The sequence below is a fragment of the cyanobacterium endosymbiont of Epithemia clementina EcSB genome (assembly GCF_029919255.1).
GTDB lineage: Bacteria > Cyanobacteriota > Cyanobacteriia > Cyanobacteriales > Microcystaceae > Rippkaea.
The window spans coordinates 168,619-192,711 of sequence record NZ_CP123991.1 but is presented as its reverse complement, the minus strand read 5'-3'; the positions used below and the strand labels follow the sequence as shown (position 1 = coordinate 192,711).

17 protein-coding genes are annotated in these 24,093 nt (G+C 34.0%); 7 read left to right on the top strand and 10 right to left on the bottom strand.

Going from position 1 to position 24,093, the window contains the following annotated elements; genetic code table 11:
- Nucleotides 1-389: 389 nt before the first annotated feature.
- Nucleotides 390-551, top strand: a complete 162-nt coding sequence (locus P3F56_RS00620; protein ID WP_281152848.1) for a hypothetical protein — start codon at nt 390-392, stop codon at nt 549-551.
- A 244-nt stretch (nt 552-795) separates the two neighbouring features.
- Here P3F56_RS00620 and P3F56_RS00615 read toward each other — a convergent pair whose 3' ends face one another.
- Together P3F56_RS00615 and leuB are read right to left on the bottom strand one after the other, a co-directional pair.
- Nucleotides 796-1,056: a hypothetical protein gene (locus P3F56_RS00615; protein WP_281153660.1), complete on the bottom strand. Its 261-nt coding sequence runs from the start codon at nt 1,054-1,056 to the stop codon at nt 796-798.
- An 82-nt stretch (nt 1,057-1,138) separates the two neighbouring features.
- Nucleotides 1,139-2,224 carry a 3-isopropylmalate dehydrogenase gene (gene leuB / locus P3F56_RS00610; RefSeq protein WP_281152846.1) on the bottom strand — a complete coding sequence of 362 codons (1,086 nt, stop codon included), beginning with the start codon at nt 2,222-2,224 and terminating at the stop codon, nt 1,139-1,141.
- A 1,865-nt stretch (nt 2,225-4,089) separates the two neighbouring features.
- Between leuB and P3F56_RS00605 the strand changes: the two genes are divergently transcribed.
- A complete protein-coding gene (locus tag P3F56_RS00605) occupies nt 4,090-5,715 on the top strand; it encodes an NADP-dependent glyceraldehyde-3-phosphate dehydrogenase (protein WP_281152845.1) in 1,626 nt (541 codons plus the stop codon).
- A 268-nt stretch (nt 5,716-5,983) separates the two neighbouring features.
- Here P3F56_RS00605 and aspS read toward each other — a convergent pair whose 3' ends face one another.
- Both aspS and P3F56_RS00595 read right to left on the bottom strand, forming a co-directional pair.
- Complete coding sequence (gene aspS / locus P3F56_RS00600; RefSeq protein ID WP_281152844.1) at nt 5,984-7,780, bottom strand: aspartate--tRNA ligase; 1,797 nt, start codon at nt 7,778-7,780, stop codon at nt 5,984-5,986.
- 279 nt (nt 7,781-8,059) lie between these two features.
- On the bottom strand, nt 8,060-8,458 hold the full coding sequence (locus P3F56_RS00595) for a tyrosine-type recombinase/integrase (protein WP_281152843.1): 399 nt from the start codon (nt 8,456-8,458) through the stop codon (nt 8,060-8,062).
- Nucleotides 8,459-8,754: 296 nt separating this feature from the next.
- Between P3F56_RS00595 and P3F56_RS00590 the strand changes: the two genes are divergently transcribed.
- Together P3F56_RS00590 and P3F56_RS00585 are read left to right on the top strand one after the other, a co-directional pair.
- A complete protein-coding gene (locus P3F56_RS00590) occupies nt 8,755-9,048 on the top strand; it encodes an RNA recognition motif domain-containing protein (protein ID WP_281153659.1) in 294 nt (97 codons plus the stop codon).
- Nucleotides 9,049-9,839: 791 nt separating this feature from the next.
- A complete protein-coding gene (locus tag P3F56_RS00585) occupies nt 9,840-10,460 on the top strand; it encodes a TIGR04282 family arsenosugar biosynthesis glycosyltransferase (RefSeq protein ID WP_281152841.1) in 621 nt (206 codons plus the stop codon).
- Between the two features lie 75 nt (nt 10,461-10,535).
- Here P3F56_RS00585 and P3F56_RS00580 read toward each other — a convergent pair whose 3' ends face one another.
- Nucleotides 10,536-11,666 carry an aldo/keto reductase gene (locus P3F56_RS00580; protein ID WP_281152839.1) on the bottom strand — a complete coding sequence of 377 codons (1,131 nt, stop codon included), beginning with the start codon at nt 11,664-11,666 and terminating at the stop codon, nt 10,536-10,538.
- A 53-nt stretch (nt 11,667-11,719) separates the two neighbouring features.
- Nucleotides 11,720-12,232, bottom strand: a complete 513-nt coding sequence (locus P3F56_RS00575; protein WP_281152838.1) for a bifunctional nuclease family protein — start codon at nt 12,230-12,232, stop codon at nt 11,720-11,722.
- Nucleotides 12,233-12,574: 342 nt separating this feature from the next.
- Here P3F56_RS00575 and P3F56_RS00570 point away from each other — a divergent pair, with 342 nt between their 5' ends.
- The 3 genes from P3F56_RS00570 to P3F56_RS00560 all read left to right on the top strand — a co-directional run bounded on the left by P3F56_RS00570 (nt 12,575) and on the right by P3F56_RS00560 (nt 18,373).
- Nucleotides 12,575-12,829 carry a biliverdin-producing heme oxygenase gene (locus P3F56_RS00570; protein ID WP_342637156.1) on the top strand — a complete coding sequence of 85 codons (255 nt, stop codon included), beginning with the start codon at nt 12,575-12,577 and terminating at the stop codon, nt 12,827-12,829.
- Between the two features lie 615 nt (nt 12,830-13,444).
- Nucleotides 13,445-14,854 (top strand): oxygen-independent coproporphyrinogen III oxidase, encoded by a 1,410-nt coding sequence (gene hemN / locus P3F56_RS00565; RefSeq protein WP_281152837.1) that lies wholly within the window; start codon nt 13,445-13,447, stop codon nt 14,852-14,854.
- 2,040 nt (nt 14,855-16,894) lie between these two features.
- On the top strand, nt 16,895-18,373 hold the full coding sequence (locus P3F56_RS00560) for a SulP family inorganic anion transporter (protein WP_281152836.1): 1,479 nt from the start codon (nt 16,895-16,897) through the stop codon (nt 18,371-18,373).
- A gap of 1,581 nt (nt 18,374-19,954) precedes the next feature.
- On the opposite strand, the gene P3F56_RS00555 is transcribed toward P3F56_RS00560, so the two are convergent.
- The 4 genes from P3F56_RS00555 to P3F56_RS00540 form a co-directional block, all read right to left on the bottom strand.
- Entirely contained in the window at nt 19,955-20,302 is a 348-nt protein-coding gene (locus tag P3F56_RS00555) for a cell division protein SepF (protein WP_281152835.1), read from the bottom strand.
- Nucleotides 20,303-21,260: 958 nt separating this feature from the next.
- Nucleotides 21,261-21,551 carry a cell division protein SepF gene (locus P3F56_RS00550; RefSeq protein ID WP_281152834.1) on the bottom strand — a complete coding sequence of 97 codons (291 nt, stop codon included), beginning with the start codon at nt 21,549-21,551 and terminating at the stop codon, nt 21,261-21,263.
- A gap of 723 nt (nt 21,552-22,274) precedes the next feature.
- The gene (locus P3F56_RS00545; RefSeq protein ID WP_281153657.1) at nt 22,275-22,637 is read right to left on the bottom strand and encodes a Mini-ribonuclease 3; all 363 of its coding nucleotides are present in this window, start codon (nt 22,635-22,637) and stop codon (nt 22,275-22,277) included.
- A 177-nt stretch (nt 22,638-22,814) separates the two neighbouring features.
- Nucleotides 22,815-23,156 carry an STAS domain-containing protein gene (locus P3F56_RS00540; protein ID WP_405054758.1) on the bottom strand — a complete coding sequence of 114 codons (342 nt, stop codon included), beginning with the start codon at nt 23,154-23,156 and terminating at the stop codon, nt 22,815-22,817.
- Nucleotides 23,157-24,093 lie beyond the last annotated feature (937 nt).

Genomic DNA, 24,093 nt, shown 5'->3' with positions numbered 1-24,093 from the left:
ACAATTAAACAAAAAATATTAAAGATAATTATTGATCGAAAATTTCCTGCAGAACTAGAACAGAAATAGAGATTTTGTATTTAAACACAAGAGCATAAAAAGTCAGATTAGGTAAATCTATCAGAAAATTTAATTTAAAAAACAATTTCTAAATAGGTTTTTCCTGAAAATAATAGGAATGTGCAAAGAAAACAAAAGCTTGAATTATGCTTTATTAGCAAGCAGAGCAGATCTGAAAAAATACAAAAATTATAATATGAAGAGACAGGTAAAACTAAAAAATAGCAACCTACTCAAATAGATATGGTTTGGTTAGATAAAAATCTAAACAATAGAGAGAAAAAGAATTAGATTTATTTTATCTACTGATTTACAGTTCAGAACTGAAAATGACAGAAGGGAAATGGAATCGAATAAAAACTGATAAAGTTGCAGGAATGATGTTTAAATATAAATATGATTTAGCTAAGGCTGTTAAACAAAGCGTTGCTCAAAGGAGTTATTCTAAAAAACTCAGTCAAAGCATTTTAAATAGAACTCTAGTTGCTTAAATATTGGGAATACAGAAGAATTTATATTCTAAACGTTTATTTAATGCTCTCTTTTTAAAGAAAACTATCCTTGTAATTAGCAAAAATACTAAACTAATTTTAATAAAAAATTCTTAGACAGTTGAGGTTTCTACTATTATCACGAGGCTGTTATTAATTCCTGCTAATTCAATATTTAAATACTCAAGTAACTGATTTATATCCCATAAATTTATGTCTATGTCAAGATGTAATTTTTGTGAAACTAGTGAATTTCAACTTCAAGTTGATTGGTCGAGACAAAGCTCTCTCCAGGTAGAAGAACAGGGTTTTCTCGAAAAATTAGTTGTCCTCGTTTACTTTTGCGGTTAATGGCGATGCCACAAGGCTGCCTATTGCGTTTGGGGTGTAAAACACAATAGGTTCTATAAATACGTTGCGCTGCCCTTAAAACAGCGCAGTCAATAGTGACAGGGAGTTGTATTTCTTGTTGCTTGGTATCCGGTATTCGACGTGCATATCCCACTGTTTTGTTCCCCACAATTCAACTTAACTTGCGTTAGATCTAACATTAATCAATATACACTCGAAGACGGATATTTTAGATATTAAGATTCTACTACTTTAAGTAATACATCCCCTATTTCCTGACACCCCACTGCTTTCATTTGTGGGGACATAATATCTCCCGTACGATAGCCTTGAGCTAATACTTCTAATACCCCTTGTTCAATTTTACTTGCCGCGTTAGGCTCATTTAACCCATACCGTAACATCATGGCTGCACTTAGTACTTGGGCGAGGGGGTTAGCTTTATCTTGTCCGGCAATATCAGGGGCTGAACCGTGGACAGGTTCAAATAACCCTGGTTTTTCTAAACCTAAACTAGCTGAGGGTAACATCCCAATACTACCAGTTAACATTGCCGCTGCATCGGAGAGAATATCTCCAAATAAGTTACCTGTCAGAATGGTATCAAACTGTTTGGGAGCACGAACTAACTGCATAACTGCGTTATCGACATAAAGGTGAGAAAGTTCTACATCAGGATATTGGGGTGCAATGTAGTTGACGCGGTCGCGCCACAATTGAGATACATCTAAGACGTTAGCTTTATCAACAGAACATAACTTACCGCTTCTTTTTTGGGCTGTTTCAAAAGCAACTTTGGCAATACGGTCAATTTCTGACTCTACATAAGCCATTGTGTTGACTCCCCGTTTTTCCCCTATTTCTGTCTCAAAAATGCCTTTAGGTTGTCCAAAATAAATGCCTCCTGTCAATTCTCGAACCACCATGATATCAACTCCTCCTATTACTTCTCGTTTAAGAGAAGAAGCGTCAATTAGTTGGGGAAAAATAGTTGCAGGACGCAAGTTAGCAAAAAGGTTAAGTCCAGCACGAATAGCTAATAATCCTGTTTCAGGACGTTGATAACGAGGGAGATTATCCCATTTATATCCCCCAATGGCAGCTAATAAAACAGCATCACTATTGCGACAGCAGGTTAAGGTTTCTTCAGGAAGGGGCTCCCCCGTTGCATCGATCGCCGATCCTCCAATGAGGGCTTCTTGAAAATTGAATTTTATATCAAACTTTTTTTCAATGACATGCAGGACTTTCACCGCAACTGTTAAGATCTCTGGCCCAATGCCATCACCAGGAAGAAGAGTAATTGTATATTGCCGCGTCATAGGAGACTTTTACTATTGAGTTCATGTGCCTACTTTTTATTGTACCCTCAACTTTCCACATAGTTTTTCAAAAAAACTACTTATTATAATCTTCCCATCAACTAATTACTTTTCAAGGGTAAACGGACAAAAGTTAAGATAATTCGGTCCCTTAAGGGATTTTGAATAACTATCATGACTTTTTTACGATTTTAAATAGCCACTTGTCTTAACTAATTTAACTGTTCAATATAGAAAATCTTCCAGATCACGGTTTTTAAATTGTAAAGTCGTTTAGTATATCTATTATTGAAAACCTCCTAATTATACTTCTTTAATAGTTTATTTTAATTAGATTAAGTATCCTAACATCAATTTACCTAATTTCATGTTGGTTTAGGATAGTTGTCTGATTCGCATAACTATAATCTTTTATCTATTTAATTTTAAAGACTTTTTATAAGATTTATCCTGAAACGATTATGGAGTAGATTAGCACAGTGTAGTATACAATTAACTTTTGATTCGAAGTGTATCTATAGTATGAGAGAAATTCTAGTTTGTGTCTAAGAACGCAAGTTTATCTAAACGAACCATAACTTAATGTTTTAGTTGGAAACAATCTCTAATTTCTCAAAATAAGCTCAAACTCTCATAAATTAAACATAATTTGATTTCTACCAACTTTTGAACTTCTCTTCAAGAAGAACTTAATTCTTTGATCTTTATAAAAAAATGAGATGCAGCCAATTTTTAAGATAAGCTTGTTATGGATTTTACCTAACTAAATTCTAACCCCAGCTCGCTATTTTAGTATAATCTTGAAATTGATATTAAAGTATTTTCAGAACGAACTATGTTTAAGCAGTTTTTTATTCCTGACCCTGATCTGAGAAACCTTGTCCCTATTTGTTCTCAGAAAGGAATTATTATTTAGTGGACAGGTGGAAATAGCGTATGCTTAATTTTACTTTTAGTAAGAACTACGTTGATGAATTGATTTTAAGGAATATTAATCAATAAAAAGTGTAAGAATTAGGTCATGGACCTAGTGCGCAAAATGCGTTTTTTATCTCTGATAGACTATTACTCCAATAGACTTGAAGGAAAGGGGTGTTGGTATGACAATCATTATAGCAAAGGAGAATCAAAGAATTAGGAAAAAGTAGTTTAGAATTAGGGAAACGCAAGGTTAATTTCTTTAAAATCTTTGAAAGTATCCTCAGTTATCTGTTGAAACGCTGTTACAATTCCATTTTAATTTATTCTCAGTAACTCTATTGATACTTAAGTCTAAGGTGAATATTGAAGAATATGGGATTTTCTAGCGCGAGAGTGTTGGGCTCGAAGACGATTTTAGATGCAATTATTTTTCTGGCTTTATTAGCCCAAAACTTAAATTTCTCTAGTGTTTATAAAAGTCATAAGAAATGAGAATAGGAAATTCTATCTATAGATTAGCATATATATTTTGGAAACTAAAATTATCTCAGGAGAGAGACAAATATCATCTAATTCACAAAAAGAAAAATGGAAGAATGTACTTAAATGAGTTAAAAATGTTGCATACAAAGTTTTTGAATTGAAAGGTAATAATATTAATATTATTGCCTTAATAGTAACATAGATTAATTAAAGTAATCTTACGATATCAGAAACCAATTTCAACCATTAATAAACCAATTCAGAGTTTTATAGCATCAATGTACTTGTTTTAGTTTACACATTGTTGTTGATAAACGAGGGGCATTAAAATCTGTTAACTTATTTCTTAATGAGATGGAAAGGAAGCAATTATTAAACTTAGCTAAAATTTTACCAAATATCTTTAAACAACTTGATATTTGATCTATCTTTAAAGTTGTTAAACAATATAACAAAACATCATGAGTATTATTGCAAAAATCAACAATATTTTTCCTTCTCTTGAAGATATCCCTCCAGAGTTTCAGCTGAAAAGTTGCATCGAACAACGGGAATATCTAATCAATGGAAATCTACGGATTTGGAATGAAGAAATGGAGGAATCCTTATCTCCTATTTTCCTAAGAACACCTCAGGGATTAACTCGTCAAAAAATTGGGAACTTTCCCTCTTTAGGAGAAGAGGCAGCTTTATCTGCTTTAGATGCAGCAGCAGAAGCTTATGATAATGGACGCGGAAAATGGCCAACTATGTCCGTTGGTCAACGAATTGAATGTCTCCAAGACTTCGCTTATCGAATGAAGGAAAAACGGGCAGAAGTCGTCAATCTTTTGATGTGGGAAATTGGAAAATCTTACACAGATTCTTGTAAAGAATTTGACCGTACTGTTGACTATATTGAAGATACTATTGATGCTCTTAAAAATCTAGATCGAGTTTCTTCGCGCTTTGAGATTACCCAAGGAGTTATCGGACAAATTCGCCGCGCACCGTTGGGGATTGTCTTGAGTATGGGACCGGCTAATTATCCTCTCAACGAAACATTTACAACTCTAATTCCTGCCTTAATTATGGGGAATACTGTTGTTGTCAAAGCCCCCCGTCCAGGGGTGTTGTTAAACTATCCCTTACTAGAAGCGTTTAAAGAAGCTTTTCCTCCCGGAGTTGTTAATACTATTTATGGTAAAGGTCGAACAATTTCACCTGCATTAATGGAATCAGGAAAAATTGATGCTTTAGCTTTTATTGGCAGTAGTAAAGCAGCTAACAACCTCAAAAAACAGCACCCAAAATCTTATCGTCTCAGATCAATTTTGGGATTAGAAGCTAAAAATCCAGGGATCATTCTACCCCACGCTGATTTAGATTTAGCCGTCAAAGAATGTATTTTGGGAACTCTATCCTACAATGGACAAAGGTGTACTGCTATTAAAATTCTTTTTGTGCATACTGCTATTGTTGATAAGTTTTTGAATAAGTTTATTGAAGCGATAAGTAACCTTAAATTTGGAATGCCGTGGGAGGAAGGAGTCTTCTTAACTCCCATTGCTGAACTAGGAAAACCTCAGTATCTTAAAGACTTAGTAGAAGATGCCAAAAAACATGGGGCTGATGTGATTAATGAGGCAGGAGGAACCATTAACGAAACCTTCTTTTATCCAGCGGTTCTTTATCCTGTCAACGAACAAATGAAAGTCTATTCTGTAGAACAATTTGGACCAGTTATTCCCATTGTTCCCTTTGATGATATTGAGACTCCTATTGACTACTTAGTACAGTCAGACTACGGACAACAGGTAAGTATTTTTGGACAGAACACAGAAGAGCTTGCCCGATTAGTTGATCCTTTAGTTAATCAAGTTTGTCGGGTTAATTTAAATAGTCAATGTCAACGGGGACCTGATACTTTTCCTTTTACTGGACGAAAAGATTCTGCAGAGGGAACCTTATCGGTTCATGATGCTTTAAGAGCTTTTTCCATTCGGACTTTAGTAGCAGCTAAAGAAATTGATCTTAATAAACAATTAATTTCTGAAATTGTCAGAGAGCATAAGTCTAATTTCTTGTCTACTGATTTCATTTTATAAGTAAATTATTTAATTTATCCTTTACATCCTTTCTGTTAAAAAGAGCTAACAATTGAATTCTAGACTCTCTAGATAGAGAGGATGTAGTTGACCACTTATAACTTTTTAAACTAAATAATCAGAAGTCTAAAATCCTGATTATGACAGGTTCTCGGCTAATTTCTCGATCTCTAGAAATTAGGTATGATGAATTTTTTTACTCAACAATCCTAGTATCGTTTTTACAAAACGATACTAATAAAATGACTTCACTACTTGTTTATCTTGATTATTCAGTTTTAGACTTAGGTTTATAAATAGATTTAACCTGCAATTCTTTTAATTGTTTTTCGTCAACAGTAGCCGGTGCTTGTGTAAGTAAACAACTTGCTTGTTGGGTTTTTGGAAAGGCGATAACATCTCTTATCGAATCTTCTCGAGCTAACAACATTACTAATCGATCTAAACCGTAGGCAATACCACCATGGGGAGGAGTTCCATATTCAAAAGCCTCTAATAAAAACCCAAACTTACTGTGTACTTCTGACATAGATAAGCCAATAGTTGCAAATACTTTTTCTTGGATTTCTTTCTGATAAATTCTTAGACTTCCACCTCCAATCTCTACTCCATTGTATACCAAGTCATAAGCTTGCGCTCTAGCAGTTTTGATATCATCTACATCTTCTGGGTTAGGTGCAGTAAAAGGATGATGCAATGCTTCTAATCGCTTTTCATCGACATTCCATTTAAACATGGGGAATTCAGTGATCCAAAGTAAATTAACTTGCTCATGATTAATTAATCCTAATTGTTCTCCAATTACTAAACGCAATCGAGACAAAGATCTATTAACTGTATCAGTATCTCCTGCTCCAAATAGTAATAAATCTCCTGGGTTAGCCTGTGTTCTAACTAATAATTCAGCCTTTTGTTGTTGATTCAAATTATCTTTAATTGCCCCAATAGTATCGAGCTTATTATTATCTTTGACTCGAATAAAAGCAATTCCTTTTGCTCCTATATCGGTAGCCGTTTTGAACAAATCTCCACCAGGTTTAATTCTTACATTAGAAATTGCTTCATTACCCCCAGGAATTGATAAAACTTTTACTTTACCACCGTTTTTAACTGCTTCAGAAAATACTTTAAATCCACTATCCTTAACAATATCCGAAACATCAACTAAGGTTAAATCAAAACGAGTGTCAGGGCAATCTGTACCATATTTCTCCATGGTTTCTGCATAGGTTAAACGAGGAAAAGGACGGGCAATTTTAATATTTTTAACAGTTTCAAAGATATAGCAAATTAACCCCTCATTCAAGTCCAAAATTTCCTCTTCAGACATGAAACTCATTTCCATATCTAGTTGAGTAAATTCTGGTTGTCTATCAGCCCGTAAATCCTCATCGCGGAAACAACGGGCAATCTGATAGTAGCGATCATATCCGGATACCATTAATATTTGCTTAAATAATTGAGGCGACTGAGGTAGGGCATACCATTGACCAGGGTTAACACGGGAAGGAACTAAATAATCCCGTGCTCCTTCAGGGGTAGAACGAGTAAGAATAGGAGTTTCTATCTCCATAAACTTTTGTTCATCTTCGAGATAGTGACGTATTGCTTTAACCACCCTATGACGTAATTGCAAGTTTTTGGCCATGCGATCACGCCTTAAGTCTAAGTAGCGATACTTGAGACGAACATCTTCTCGGACTAATTCTGCTTCTAAACTAGATATCACAAAGGGAAGTTGCTTATCGACTCTGTTGAGCAATTCTATAGTATCAGCATATATTTCTACTTCTCCAGTCGATAATTTCAGGTTAAGAGACTCTGGGGGACGTCGACTGACACAACCTACTATTTTGACCACATATTCGTTGCGTAGTGTTTCTGCATGGGGATAAGATTCAGGGGTTCGTTGAGGGTCACTAACGATTTGGACAATTCCTGTGCGATCACGTAGATCAATGAAGATCACACCTCCATGATCTCGTCGGCGATCAACCCAACCAAATAGGGTAATGGTTTTATCAATATCAGTTGCTCGTAGGTCGCCGCAATAATGAGTTCGCATCGGAATTAATCTTAGTTTTGTCGTCATACAAAAAATTACATTTTTTGGTTTAGCCCAGCTAAATCAAAAGACGCATTGCCCATTATCACGTATTTAGTTACTCTCAAGCACTTTTTTTTAGATCGAGTTAAGATTCGATTACAGGGTGTGAGGAGTTACCGAAGATGGAAAGAGTTTTTAATTTTTGTTCGACTTAATATTTTTTATAATTCAATACTAATTGAAACTCTTAGTCGTTCTAATCTTAATTAAAATTACATAACAAACTATTTATAAAAATTAACGAAGAATAAAAAAATAGACTTCCGGAAGATTGATTTGACGTGCTGTCATGTTCAATACCCGAAAAACTACCCAACTTTTTAAAGGCTCTCCCTGGGAATTAGCAAAAAGAAAAGCTGATTTTTGCGGTTTCAGTCCATTAAGATAAATAGTTAAATAAGGTCTTAATAAGGGAGTGATAGGAACTAACTTATTAAAATTGGATTCTGATTTGGCAATCTTAATTTGATTAGGGTAAATATCACTAGTTTTTAGGAATAAAATGTCACTAATTCTTGACGAGGTGAAATAGGAGATTGCTACCATGGTCTTATATGGGAGCGGCAGAGTTTCAAGAAATTCTTGCAATAGAGATTCTTGAGCTAAGTCAGGTAAAGAGGAATACGACTGATACATTAGGTTTTAGATTAATAGGGAAGAGAGGAAAGAAAAAATATGAAGAAAAAATTAACACAATGGATCCTAACAAATTTTTGAAAAGTGAAGTTAGGTGATTGTATTGAGAAAGACGTACCGAGTTGACTACAATGTTTCTTTCTTGTTCTGAAAGTGCTATTATTAAACTAATGAGAGTTTGAGTATCGGTTTTGAGTTTGTTATTAGCATTGACAGGTTTTTCCCGTTTTGTCTTGGCAAGATGCTCTCCGAAATCTAATATCTCTACACACATCAGTCGTCAATGGAGACAATCTATGTCCATTTATGTAGGCAACCTTTCTTACGATGTTACGGAAGATGATCTTAATTCGGTCTTTGCCGAATATGGTTCAGTCAAAAGAGTATATGTCCCGACTGACCGGGAAACGGGTCGGATGCGCGGCTTTGCATTTGTTGAAATGAACTCAGTTACTGAAGAAGATAAAGCTATCGAAACCCTTGATGGAGCTGAGTGGATGGGACGTACTCTCAAGGTCAATAAAGCCAGAGAGCGTGAACAGCGGGGTGGCGGAAGCTATGGTGGCGGACGCGGACGGAACCGCTTCTAAACTGCCTGATGTTATTTGCCACACCTTAAAGCGGTGTGGTCTTTTTGTGGCTTGACATCTCTTCAGATAAATCCAAATTATATAACCTAATTTTCCTAGAGACGTTGTGTACAAAGTCTCTAGGCTATTTTCGAGGTTAATTAATTATGGCAATCAGAAAAATTTATGAGCAAAGATCTTGCTCACTGTTATCCTTGACCAAGATCTTTGCTCATAACTAACCCCTGGTTGCTATGTATTTAAATAATGCACAGAAGAATATTTTTGTGTATTTTTTTAGTAAATTTTTATAAAAATATTTGTTGGTATAAAGCTGAAGAATAAAATTGTGCAAAGTGCAGATAAGAAAAATTAAGACTGGTTAGTCAAATTTTGACGCGAAAGCTCAAACTAATCAGAGGGAAAATAATTAGAAGAAAAATTTTACAAATCTATATCTTTAAGCCAGTGATGAAATCATGCTAGTGTAGATATACATGGACAAAATTTTGTCTGTCTTTTTCGGCGTAAAAGCAAGCCTCAAATATAAACAACCATCCTTCATGGAGTTTCCCATACTACTATTAAATTAAGTTTTTAATCTTAATTTAATGGTCAGTATAATTTTGCGTCATGATGAGCTCATTCTTTTGAGTGTAAACTGATTAAATACCCTTTCCTCCATTTGTGAAAAAGTCTAAGAAATTTCAGGTTTTAAGTATGTTAAAACCCCAACCTTGGGTTATTGTTAACCCTCACTAGGTAAATATTATCTATATAGAGGTTTGATTTGTCGATGATAAGTCAGTAAAATGACTAATAAAAATTGCCACCGTTTAATTGTTTTTACTCGTTATCCTGAACCTAAAAAAACCAAAACGCGCCTGATTCCTGCTTTAGGTGCAGAAGGTGCAGCAAAGTTACAACTTCAACTTACAGAGCACACGATAATAGAAGTGAAAAAATTAATGAAAGAAATTTCTACCGCCGTTTACTATACAGGAGGTAGTCAAGAAGTTATGAAGAGTTGGTTAGGAAATGATTTAAATTATTGTCCTCAACAGGAGGAAGATTTAGGAAATCGAATGAAGTTCGCTTTTGAGGATTCTTTCAAATTAAGATTTTCTAGAGTGGTCATTATTGGAATTGATTGTCCTGATCTGAATATAGAAATTATTGGAAATGCTTTCGAGTTGTTAGATAAAAATGATTTAGTCTTAGGAGAAGCATCTGATGGTGGTTACTATTTAATTGGACTACAAAAAATTATTCCTGAGTTATTTCAAAATATTCCTTGGGGAACAAATGAAGTCTTATCTAAAACTATAATTATCGCTCAACAACTCAAACTCAATACATTTATTCTACCTGTTTTGTCTGATATAGATCGTCCTGAAGATTTAGCAATTTGGGAAAAGTACAGAATGAATTAAGAAGGATTATAGGCCTTATAACCTAAAAGAGCCGGAATAATAGGTAAGATAATAACAACAATAGTCAGAAACGAATCACTCCCACAAACGCCGACGAGGTAAACCATTTAGTTGTTGATGGGTACTTTGTAACAATTTAGGAATCTTTAATTTTTCAGGACAACGGGGAAGACAATCACCACATTCAGTACAGTGGTTGCCTTTGTTTCCTGGAAACCAATGGGCAGCATTTTCAAACATCCTATAACGATATTGGGCAAAATCAGTCATGTCATAGGCAACGGCAAGATTACGTAACCGTAATACTTCGGGAATGTTTATGGTTTCAGGACAGGGAAGGCACTGATAACATTGACGACAATGCTCACTTCCTAGAGTTATTTCTGTATGTTTTTCTAAACGTTGGAAGACCTCTATTTCGCCCAACGTAAGAGGCCCCACGTCTAACTCTAAAGGAAAAGGATAAGCTAATTCTTCGGGATTTGCTGCCCCTACACTCAAAGTAGTTATACGATTATCGCTCAACAAAAACCGATAGGTTAATTCCAAAGGAGAAAACGGCTCACACAAACTTTGTAGGCGGTCTGGTGGAGTATAAAGACCACCTCCTTTATCCCCAGGAGAAATGATAAATATTCCCAGATCTTTTTGGGCTGCAAGTACGATTGCGGCCGCATTGCGTTGGAAAAAATAATAATAATGAAGATTAACAAATTCAAATAAATCCGTTTTGATTGTTTCTAAAATCAAGTCTAAATTGCCGTGAGTTGAAAATCCAAGATGATGAATTTTTCCGTTGTCTAATGCTTTTTGCAAAGCTAACCAACATCCATTAGGCTGAGTAAGCCAACGCAAATGGTCCCATGTGTTAATTCCATGAATTGCTAAACAGTCGAGATAATCTACTTGAAGAAGTTGTAAAGACTCATCGAGCCACTGACTCATTTGATCGGGGTCAGGAGTAGGTGGTAACTTTGTTGTGATATAAATTTTCTCTCGGCAGGTTGAAGGTTGCTGAACGAGGAACTGCCCTAAGTAACGTTCACTGTTTCCGTAACCTTTTGCCATTTCAAAATGATTGATTCCTGAGGTAATAGCCAGTTCGATAGTTTGTTTAAAGATAGCCTCAGAAGATAAACATCGCATAGTTCCTAGAGAAAAAACTGACAAAAGTAAATTTGTTTTGCCGAAACGTCTATAGTGCATATTACTGCTTTAGTGCCAAGTAAAAGGCTAAGAGTAAACTATGTTTACTGTTGCTAATGCTCATTATTATCTTCCGGGACCTCTCCCCGTCGTTGAATCAAATCTTCTGGACACAAATTTTCCACAAATTCACGAAAGGCACGGCGTTCTTCCTCGTCCGCATCCCGATTGACAGGAATCGACGCATTAGCAATTACCTCTTCCATAACCCAGATAGGACTTCCTGTGCGCAATGCAATGGAAATAGCATCAGAGGGACGACAATCGATTTCTTTTTTTGTTTCCCCTTGATGTAAACATAGTACAGAATAAAATGTCTTATCTTGAAGAGAATGGATAATAATACGGTCTAACTCCATTCCCCATGCTTGAAATAGATTGACAATTAAATCATGGGTTAAGGGACGAGGAGGGGTCTGGTTTTCCAAAGCCCCAATAATGGATTTTGCTTGATCTTGCCCAATAAAAATAGGAAGGGCACGACGTTCAGAGCCATCTTGGAGTAACACAATGGGACTTCGGGTAACGGCATCTAAGGCGATTCCAGCAACGTTCATTTCAATCATTTGCCGATCCTCATTTAATCTTGATCTTTAAGTATTTTTCCTACGTTATTTAACTTTAGAGGAAACCAGATTACTTAAGTAGAGTTTTCAAGACTCCAGTCTAACTCGTTAAGCAATCGGGTACATTTATAGTATGCTCAGAAAAAAGGAGGATTAGCTCCTCCTCTTTTTTGGAATTCTTACTTGAGGTTTTTAGTTTTCCCGAAAAACTGGTTAAGTTTTACCAAAATCATCCTTTATATCGACATAAAACTGGAAAATCATAAAATGAATAAGCAATTAGTTATTTAGTCTACCTTGTAAGGAAAGCCTCTCTCGTCCATGAGGGAAAGACAATGAGTAATGACTCAGCTACAAAACTACACAAAAAAACTAGCCACTCTTAAACTATGGCTGAAAATGCGGTATTTACCAAGTGTTTTTTTAAAGAATTTTCAGAAAAAAATCTTAAGAAAACTATTAGCTAATTTTTATTCTCTATACAGTATTCTAGTAAAAGAGTTACAGAGTTATCAGAATTGTATAGTAATTAGCCAAATTTATTTTTCTGAACTGAACCGCCAACAATATTCAGAAACTCACTTAGTATTTTATTAGGGTGTAAATTGGCATAAAGAAATTGTCAATTCTCCTGCTAGTCAAGTTTGTGTTAACCGTGTTTTTAAAATCTTTAATACTAAACTCGTCTTATCAGTTTCCTATTTCAGATGTATGGCATACAGGAGATTTATCAAGAAGACAAAACTTAAGGGATATTATCTATTCAACTTTATAACTAACTTTGGTTGAAGGAACTCAATTTTATAAATCCAATTAGATTCACAGCCCAGAAACTAAGTGAGACTTTTCAAAAAAATATTGGGATACTTTAATTTTTCTAATCATTGACGATGAGTTATCTCAAAAAAATATTGATGAGATCAATGTAAATTAAACGTTTAATTATAATGTAGTCTATGAATTAGAAGATAATGTCAAAGCTACTATTAACGTAATGAACACGTTTTTTAGTTCATTACTCCTCAAGGCAGACGGGTAGTACGGAACGTCGTAATGGTCATGTCCATAATGCAGGAGTTGTAATGGCTGGTTCATGAAAGTCTAAACTAACCAGTTAATAGTCAAAGCTAAAAACTACCAACTTTTCATTAACTCTATACTTCCTAAAAAGAAGATTCCTTTTCAAAACTGTTGAAAATATTGTTAATCTCTATGATGACTAACTCACAAACCGTACAATTTGACACCAATTTACTGAATAAATACAATAAATCTGTACCTCGTTATACCAGTTATCCCCCTGCTACTGAGTTAAAAACAGAGGTAAAAGAAATAGATTTTCGGGGAGGAATAATAGCAGGAAATTATAAAAGAAAACCTATTTCTCTTTACTGTCATATTCCCTTTTGTGAGACTGCTTGTTATTTTTGTGGCTGCAATACAATCATTACTAAAAATAAAAGAATTGCTCCTCTTTATTTAGATTATTTAATTCAGGATATTCGTCAAACTGCTGCTTTAATCTCCCCTGCTCGTCAAGTCAATCAAATCCATTTGGGAGGGGGGACTCCTAATTATTTGAATCAACCACAACTGGAACGGTTATTTAGTAGCTTAGTTAAAAACTTCAATATTGATCAAAAAGCAGAAATTTCTATTGAAATTAACCCACGATATATTGACAAAAACTATATCTTCTTCTTAAAAAAATTAGGGTTTAATCGGATTAGCTTTGGTATTCAAGATTTTAATTCCAAAGTTCAAGAAGCAATCAATCGAATTCAACCCGAGTCTATGCTATTTAATGTGATGGATTGGATTCGAGAAGCAGAGTTTGAAGGGGCTAATGTTGACTTGATTTATGGGCTACCTTTTCAAACTTTAGAAACTTTTAAAGAGACTGTTAGAAAGACCATCAAACTCAATCCTGATCGCATTGCCTTGTTTAACTTTGCCTATATGCCTTGGTTGAAAGCAGCACAGAAAAATATCTCTGAAACAGATCTACCTCAAGTAGCAGAAAAACTAGCTATTTTCCAAATGACCATTGAAAAATTAAACTGCAATGGTTATATGTATATTGGCATGGATCACTTTGCTAAACCCAATGATGAATTAGCGATTGCCCAACAAGAAGGTAAATTACATCGTAACTTCCAAGGATATACCACCAAACCAGAATCTGATCTCTTTGCGTTTGGTGTAACAGCTATTAGCATGTTAAATGATGTTTATATCCAGAATTATAAGCCATTAAAAAGTTATTACAAAGCTCTATTTTCTGGAAACCTGCCCATTGAGAAAGGTGTTAGTCTCCACCGAGACGATATCATTCGACGGGCAATTATCATGGAACTTATGTGTCAATTTAAACTCAATAAGTCCCATTTTGAAGGAAAGTATAATCTTCAGTTCAATCCTGATTTTAATTTTGATTTTGATCAATATTTTTTTGATGAATTAGTCGACTTAAAATCTCTAGAAGCTGATGGCTTAGTCAAATTATTTAGCGATTACATTGAAGTCACACCCCCTGGAAGATTATTGATCCGTAATATTGCTTCTATCTTTGATACTTATCTTAAAAGACGGAAAGAACAGTCATTTTCTAAGGCAATTTAAGTGACTTAATTTTTCAAAAAAATCTCTGACCAACAGAGACAGATTATTACGTCATTATGTAGTGGAGTAATCTATAAAGTCACCTTTACTAAAAAAATATTTTAAATTAAATTTAACTCTTTTATAAAGAGTTAAATTTAAGAACAAACAATTATAAATATTTAGGCAATTAGAGTCAAGTTTATATTCTGTAAATTGATATTATCAAAAACTATTATTTAATAATATAGAATTTAGGCTAGAATAGAAAATTCTATTAAACAAACAATGTTTAAATTAACTTAAGTTTTTACTCCATGTATGCAGCATTCAATATGTATTGAGTATTTTTTAAAAAATATGAAGACATAACACTATATTAGGTAATGAATTAAGGGTAAAATTTAGATATTTATCTCCATAAAACCAAGAAATAATTAAACATATTTTTGATAAGTTTGACCAAATTGAAAATAAACTATGTTAGATACTTTTAAAAAATAAAAAATTTCTATTCTATAAAAATAGCCAACTAGAAAAAAGTATTTAGGATGCTCAAAAAATCTTTATGATAATTATCATATTTATTCTGAATTTTGGTATTTACTTTTGTTTATATTTTTATTTAATAGCTACAATTTTGTACACCATAAAAGTAATATATCACTACTAATACTAACAGTTTTTTTAAAAAGCCTTATATTTATAAGATCGCCTTTCTTGTTGTAAATTTCAAGGATGTTACTGCTACGATTCTAACTTGTATAATTTATAGTTTTAAACTGCTTTTTTATCTCTTTAAGACTCAAATAAATCTAAAATATAGCGAGCACTATCCAGCAAGGAACTAACCACCATTCAAACGAAACAATACTCTAATAAACAAGGATACCAACTAACTATAGTAAGGTATCTATATACCCCCTCGGGGAGAATTTTTACGCAAAATTTGCCACAAATATGAGTATCCTTATTAGGAGGAGTCGCTATTAAAGTTATATGAATTTTTAACTTGTGGATATCCATATAATTAACCATGTGGTTTTTAAAAAAATCTTTCTTCTGCCGTTGCCCATTTTTCAAAAAAATAATCACAGAAAATTTATTTTCCAAGACTTTTTTAGCTAAAAAATAACTTATATATTAAAGCTTAAATCTAAAATTAATAATTTTGTAAATTTTCTTGTTAAGAGTTAATTTTAGCTCCAGAGTATATAAACATTAGGACTCTTATATTAATTAATAAATTATGATACTTAGTGTCGAGAGCTTAAAAAGCCTGAGAAATAATTATCTTAATTAAACAATTATAGACGATTTTTGGTATATTAATTTTTTAAAGTTGTTTGTCACACAGTCCAACAGTTTCATCTATTCCTCTAAATATTTTCAAAAACTATAAACTAAAAATTGCCGTGTTGAAGCTTTTTGAAAACATGGCACGTGATCTACAGGTATTTTTTTAGGCAAAAAATATCAAATTAGTAAAATTTTCTTATCAAGAATTAAAATCAAATAAAAAAACTACAATTTTTTATTAACCGCTACTTTAGCTTATTTAAACCTTGAAAGTATATATCTTTTAAACTTTTCATAGAAAGACGACTTCCATAGGAAACATATATAATTTTCTATGGGAAAATTTAAGGCTCTTTGCGTAGTTGTAAATGCTCGTTATTCTCTAAATTTTCTATTGCGACGATCAATATAAATATAGTTATTAATTTTCTCTCACGCTAGATTCTTTAGTTAGATTTGATCGTTTCCATCTTTAGCTCAATTACATAGTCGTGGTTAGGATATCAAGCATTGTTAGTCTATATTTAGATGTAATCTCCTGAGAATCCATTAGTATTACTTGTATAAGTAACTAGAGAAATGACAGTTAGAGGGATGATAGCTGGAAGACGAGGTATCGCATCAGGTTATTTGTTGCTGTATGAAGTGATGCAGTGAATAATCAATTGATCGGCTAGTATGACCGAAGTTACCCACTTAGTAGGAAACTAACATTAATTCTGTACACCTTAATTTAAGATAATCTTTATTCGTTAAACAAATATGAGTGAAATTTTTACTAAAAAAGTCTGGTTTTCTAATGTTAAAAATGACATTATAGCAGGCACTGTGATAGCTTTAGCCCTAATTCCTGAAGCTATTGCTTTCTCTATTGTCGCAGGAGTTGACCCCCAAGTAGGACTATATTCCTCTTTTTGTATTGCCACTATTACTGCCTTTATTGGTGGTCGGCCTGGCATGATTTCGGCAACGACAGGGGCAATGGCCTTGTTAATGACTACTCTAGTTAAAGACTATGGACTACAATACTTATTAGCCACAACAATCTTAACAGGGATTCTTCAGATTATTTTAGGTTGGATCAAACTCGGTCATCAGATGCGCTTTGTTCCAAGAGCGGTTATGGTCGGATTTGTTAATGCTCTAGCTGTTCTGATTTTTGAGGCCCAACTGCCCCAATTTGAGGAGGCTTCCTGGTTAGTTTATGGAATGGTCGCTATGGGGCTAGTAATTATTTACGGTTTACCTCGCCTCACAAGTGTGATCCCTTCTCCATTAGTAGCTATTGTTAGCTTAACCATTGTTTCTTTGATGACAGGGGTTCAGGTACCTACTGTTGGGGATATGGGAACTCTTCCTCGTACTCTCCCCGTGTTTCTTGTACCAGAAATTCCTTGGAATTTTGAGACATTACAAATTATTCTGCCCTACGCTTTCACTTTATCTTTAGTAGGATTGTTGGAATCTTTCTTAACTGCCAATGTAATTGATGATTTAACCGATACATCTAGTAATAAAAATCAGGAGGCGATCGCCCAAGGAATAGCAAATATCGTGACAGGGTTTTTTGGTGGTATGGCTGGATGTGCCATGATTGGGCAATCAGTGATTAATATTCGTTCTGGGGGACGAGCAAGACTTTCGACCCTCAGTGCTGGAATTTTTCTTTTGACTTTTATTCTAGTTTTTGGCGATTGGATAGCACGAATTCCTATGGCAGCTTTAGTAACAATTATGATTATGGTGTCCATTAGTACCTTTAATTGGAATTCTATCCGTAACATTACTAAGTTTCCGAAGAGCGAAACTGCAGTAATGATTACCACAGTGTTAATTACTGTGTTAACCCATAATCTAGCTATTGGAGTGCTGATTGGAGTTGCTATGAGTGCTATTTTCTTCAGTCGTAAAATTGCCTCTCTTATTTTTGTAGATTCCCTACTCAAAGGAGATGGAACTGAACGAGTTTATAGTGTTAATGGGCAGATATTTTTTGTTTCTGTTGATAACTTCATTAGTGCTTTCGATTTCCGGGAAAAACTGCGAAAAGTGACTATCGATTTAACTCACGCCCATTTGTGGGATCACTCTGCCGTTGATGCTGTGGATAAGGTAGTCTTACGGTTTCGCAAACATAATATCAAAGTTGATCTAATCGGACTCAATGAAGCGAGTGCCACCTTAATAGAACGTTTAGCAGTTCATGATAAACTCGATGCTCCCGAAAATGATTGTGTATAAACGGTTAACTTACAAGAAAAATACTCCTAATCCGCAATCAACTGCAGGTTTTGATAGTTGATGTTAAAAATAACATTTGGTCCTTGGACAGGAAAATTAAGGAACTGATAGGGAATTTAAATAACCCTCTCGCCGAGCATAATCTTTTTTATGCTAAACTCGTCGAATTGGTTTTTAAAATTATACCAAACTGATTATGTAGAATTGACTAGTTAAATGTCAAGTTAAGAAATTTTAGAGTTGAAAATCTACAAATCTTCTAAATAAATCAGCTCTCCTTTTAATCAACTCAATTTATTATTAATATTTTACTTCTGTTCCTTTCAGCTAATTTTAATAGTCCTAATTTCCAATCTCGTTATTTTAAAAAAATTTCTAAATTTCTTGTTTAATTGGTATATTTTAGGGATAATCAGTGATTTTCGATATATCTGTTTAAATTTGACTTTTTGTTCTTTACTTTAATCTTTTTAATCTTTAAGTGAAACATATTTACTCTTAATTTAATTCCGAAAGTTTTTTTCTTTTTTCGACTAGTATTTTTAAGCTCTTTATCTTTTCATTAAAAAAATTTTTTGATTATCGACTTGAATATTAATTTATTTCATTAAATGAAATCTATCTGCTACTACTTAAGCTTATTCAGCTTATAATATTTATTTGTTTAGAATGTTTCTATCTAATTTCTCAAAAGTTATATTTATCTCTTCAATTTCAATAAAAATTTTATTCTTTCAAACTTTTAACTATTTTAGTTTTTATTTAAATTTTCTTATTTCTAGAATTCCTATGCTTACTCGTTTGTCTAAATCTATTAACATTACATGATGATTTTATTGTCCTTTAATTGCAGCCACTTTATCAAATTGCTAACTGTTTTAATATCTAAGATTTTTCTATCTGTAATTTTTGACTTAAATTTTTGAGCATTATTTTTACTTTTTGTTCACTCACTTCATTCTTTTTGCTACATTTTTAATGCCAATCTTATCAAGACTTCTTCAATAATTTTTATCTGAAAATATCTCAGTCTATATTCTTTGCCTTTAAGGTAGTTTAATTCTTCGTTAAATTTATTTCAATATTAGATACATCTATACTGATGCAACGACAACTAGTCTTCAGATAGACAGCTCTTTCTGCCCAATATTAAGTTCCTAATGTTGATTCATTATCTTGATAAAGTTTACTGGTGGCTGAATCAGAATAAATACAAGTTGCCGTTGAGTCTATTTCATCCGATAGATTAAACTCTTAATTTCTTGTTTAAAATCTGATAACGGAAATAGTAAGTTCTTCTAAATTTAAAATCTTATTCATTGAACCGAGTTAAACATTTAATACTATAAACATAAATTAGCTGAAAATATTGAGTTCGACACAATTTAATGTTAGGGAGAAAACCTGCTAAGATGCTAGCTACACAAAAACCGCATTTTCATAAGCTTGTCATTGACAACGTGTTTTATATCTGTACTTTACATGACAGATTCGCTTAAATTCTATGGGAACTTTTTTTAGAGAATGTTAGTCTTCTCTCTCCTGAAGAGGTTAACCGGCAAAATTCTGCAGGAACTTTTCTTAAGGAATACTAGTCAACTGCTCTGTGCAGGTTTTGAGATTAGGAGCGAAAGGAGAAATGGGAGGTCGACTAGACTTGACACTAACTTGGTTGGGAACAAACATTAATGTTCTTTTTCCGACCCAAAAAGTTCGTCCATCAGTGGCATAGGCTCCCCCCGCGACCCAATCTGCCACTCGCTGAGCTTGATCTAAAGGTAATTTATCTAGAATCAAGACTACAGTCTTGCGCTCTTGAACCAGCTCAAGAGCCTGGCGAGTCTCCTGCATTGAATACACTGTTTTTACCACCACTTCAGCCTGACAATCACCATTAACAGTCCAATCGAATGGATAGATATTAGTCATAGTTTTCGTTCTAGCATTGCGTGTTAACTTGAAAAAATTAAAATAGTTTTGACAACCTTAGATAATGCAGATTATTGGATTATAAATATTAATCAGCCAAAGGTGTCTGACCGCACAAAGGCTCCCGACCAAGCAGTGTGAGTTCTGTTTAGTTATTTCCTCCTATGGCTTAAACTGCATCTCAAAAAAAAGGTTAATCACGCCACATTTTATTTCTCGTTATTGCTACCGCCTATGTACCACTTAATCACAGTTTCTTCCAAAGGCTCAGTACCTTCACAATGGTTTAACATAGTATTGCCCAAAAGCCCAGTCTTTTTACATTTGCGGTTCTTTTATCAAGAGTCTATTTTAGAGTGGAAACAGACTGCTTATTCATTTTGATCATCAGACAGTCTGCCTACAATTGTAAAACAATATTGAATCTCCTAAATTGTACTTATCGGGGTAGCATAGTTTGAACAAGAGTGAGTTCCACGAAGTTTGAAAACACTTTTGTTATTCTTAATACCTAAGTCAAAACACGATGAGGTTAACGATTGGAGATTAACATTTAATAGATAACATTCTTAAACTGAACCACAATAAATATAAATTGCTGTTAAGTCTATCTTTCCGATCAATTTAACTCTTCGTATCTAGTTTAAAATCTGATAAAGGAAATGGTAAGTTTTTCTAAATTTAGAATCTTATTCATTGAACCGAGTTAAACATTTAATACTATAAGCATAAATCAACTGAAAATATTGAGTTCGACGCAATTTAATGTTAGGGAGAAAACCTGCTGGGATGCTAGCTACACAAAAACCGCATTTTCATAAGCTTATCATTGACAACGCGTTTTATATCTGTACTTTACATGACAGATTCGCTTAAATTCTATGGGAACTTTTTTCAGAGAATGTTAGTCTTCTCTCTCCTGAAGAGGTTAACCGGCAAAATTCTGTAGGAACTTTTCTTAAGATATACTAGTCAAGTGTTCTGTACAGGTTTTGAGGTTAGGAGCAAAAGGAGAAATGGGAGGTCGACTAGACTTGACACTAACTTGGTTGGGAACAAACATTAATGTCCTTTTTCCGACCCAAAGGGTTTGTCCATCAGTGGCATAGGCTCCCCCCGCGACCCAATCTGCCACTCGCTGAGCTTGATCTAAAGGTAATTTATCTAGGATCAAGACTACAGTCTTGCGCTCTTGAACCAGCTCAAGAGCCTGGCGAGTCTCCTGCATTGAATACACTGTTTTTACCACTACTTCAGCCTGTCAATCACCATTAACAGGCTAATTGAATGGATAGATATTAGTCATAGTTTTCGTTCTAGTATTGCGTGTTAACTTGGAAAAATAAAAATACTTTTGATAACCTCAGATATGGTTTGGACTGCATCTCAAAAAAAAGATTGATCACGCCACATTTAATCTCTCGTTACCATTACTGCCATGTATGATCTAACATAGTTTTTTCTAAAGATTCAGTACTTTTACAATGGTTTAACATAGTATTGCCCAAAAGCCCAGTCTTTTTATATTTACGGTCTTTTTCCCAAGAGTCTACTCTAAAGTGGTAACAGACTGCTTGTCCATTTCAATCATCAGATAGTTCGCCCACAATCTTAAAAGAATATTGAACCCCTCAATTGTACTAACTGAAATAGTACATTTTGGGCAAGGGTGAGTTCCACGAAGTTTGAAAACACTTTTATTATTCTTAATACCTGCTTAATACCTGAGTCAAAATACGACGAAGTCAACTATTGAGAAATAACCTGTAATGAATAAAATCCCTCAAAAATTTTAATATCCCAAACCTTCAAGAAGTAACTGCAACGATCACAACATCACCTGTCCCCACCTGAGAACGGCACTTTTTTCTATAAATAAATATTCTCAATTTATCAGTAAAGGAAAATAAAAAAAGGGTTAGATATTCCGTTCTCCTTCAATTAAGATAAGTCTTCCTTTGGACTTGATAACTTAAGCTGAATTTAAGTTTAATTTTCTGAGTAATTGATTTAAACGTTGTGGATTTTGTAGATAGAGATAGCCAATCAGAGTTTCAAAACTAGTGGCTTGTTGATAAAGTTCTGGTGACATACGTCGACGCCCTCCCGTGGTGGCATTACGTCCTCGACGAACAATTTCCTTCTCAAATTCCGTTAAATAAGGGCGAAGATTTAACAGAAAAGCAGCTTGGCTTTCTGCACGTACTAATGATACTACTTCATTATGATAATCAGCTAGCCGCCGAGGGGGGAAGATATAGTGACTCCGAACATAAAGTTCATAAACCGCATCCCCCAAATAAGCCAGAAAGCTAGGGGACAACTGCTGTACCATACCAACTGGCTCTAAGTTAACACCAATAGCCTCAAATGAGAGGCTATCATGGACTCGACTAATTTCATAGGGAATCGGAGACTGAGTTTGGTCAGAATTCGGTATTTTCACAGTCTTAACTTGGTTTAAATGCCCCAAAAGAACAAAAGCAACACTAGCGCCTTTGTCATGAGTTGACTATTTTAAAAGATTATTGATAGCATCTTCAACTGAAGTTTGCAAAGACAAAAATTTTTCTAAACGAACTAGCTTAACAGTTTGAGTTACCCTAGGATTAGTAACGATTTGTAAGCTACCCTTATTGACTTGTGCTTTTTTGACAAGTTGAACCAAAGCGCCCAGTCCAGAACTATCGATAAAGTCAATTTGAGACAAGACCAGAATAACATTTGCCGGTCCCTCATCTATGCAATTCCCAATCACCTTACGAAAAGTTGGTTCAGAGAAAGCATCTAATAGACCAGTCAGCCGAAAAATTTGGTATGTGTTTTGAACGTCGCGAGTTCCTCGTAAACTCACGGTCAGGGTAAGTTGCTCAGGAATAGCTCCCTCCTCCGAGTCGATGATAGTTTATTATCTTAGTAAGATATTATAGCGTTGTGGGACATAAAAGGTAAACTTTTTTAAGAATTTGAACCGATCAACCTTTTTTAAGGTGGTCATTGCCAAACTTCAGAAAACCATTTCGTTTAGAAAACGTAAGCAAAGTGTGTCATGTAAACTATAGTTTTTTGGGCAGTCTGTTTACTTAACTTTAAGTTGTAAAGTACTAAAATATCTATTTGTGTATTTTGTTCTGATCCAGTTAACTTTATGGTCTTTTAAGATGTACCATATGAACATTATTCAAAACTTTCTTCTTAATTATTTAGTTTTTATAAATACTAAATAGTCGTTAATTAGTCCATTTTTTGTATAAAAATAATAGTCTTAGCGCAACACTCTAAAATTTGAGCCCAATGTTTAGAAGCTTAGTAAAGCTAGAAATATATCCATCACATTCTCCTATGTTAGTAGGAAGTTGGGGGAAATTGAGAAGATTGGACTGTTTTGTTTTTTATTAAGTTCATAATATTTCTTGAAAACTGATACAAGATTTCGTTTTTTCAATGTTTATTCCTCGTTAAAGAAAATTATTACTAAATAATACACAAAACTTGGCTTAAAACTCTATTCTAAAGCCGAGAACACTGTTATTTTAACGAATACCATAACTTTTGGTGATCAGAAAATTGTAATTATTAGTAGTCCTTGTATTATTGAAAACTTAGAACAAATTGATACTGTCACCTTTCAATTCACTAATCCATCTATTCAAGACTCACGGGGAAAGAAAATTGAGCTATAGATCTCCTCCTATTTGTTTAATGGACTTGGACTTGAGACTTGAAAGGCTGAAGATTTTCGGTGAAATAAAATTATGTTGTCGACCTTCTATCGTTACTGAGGTGATGTC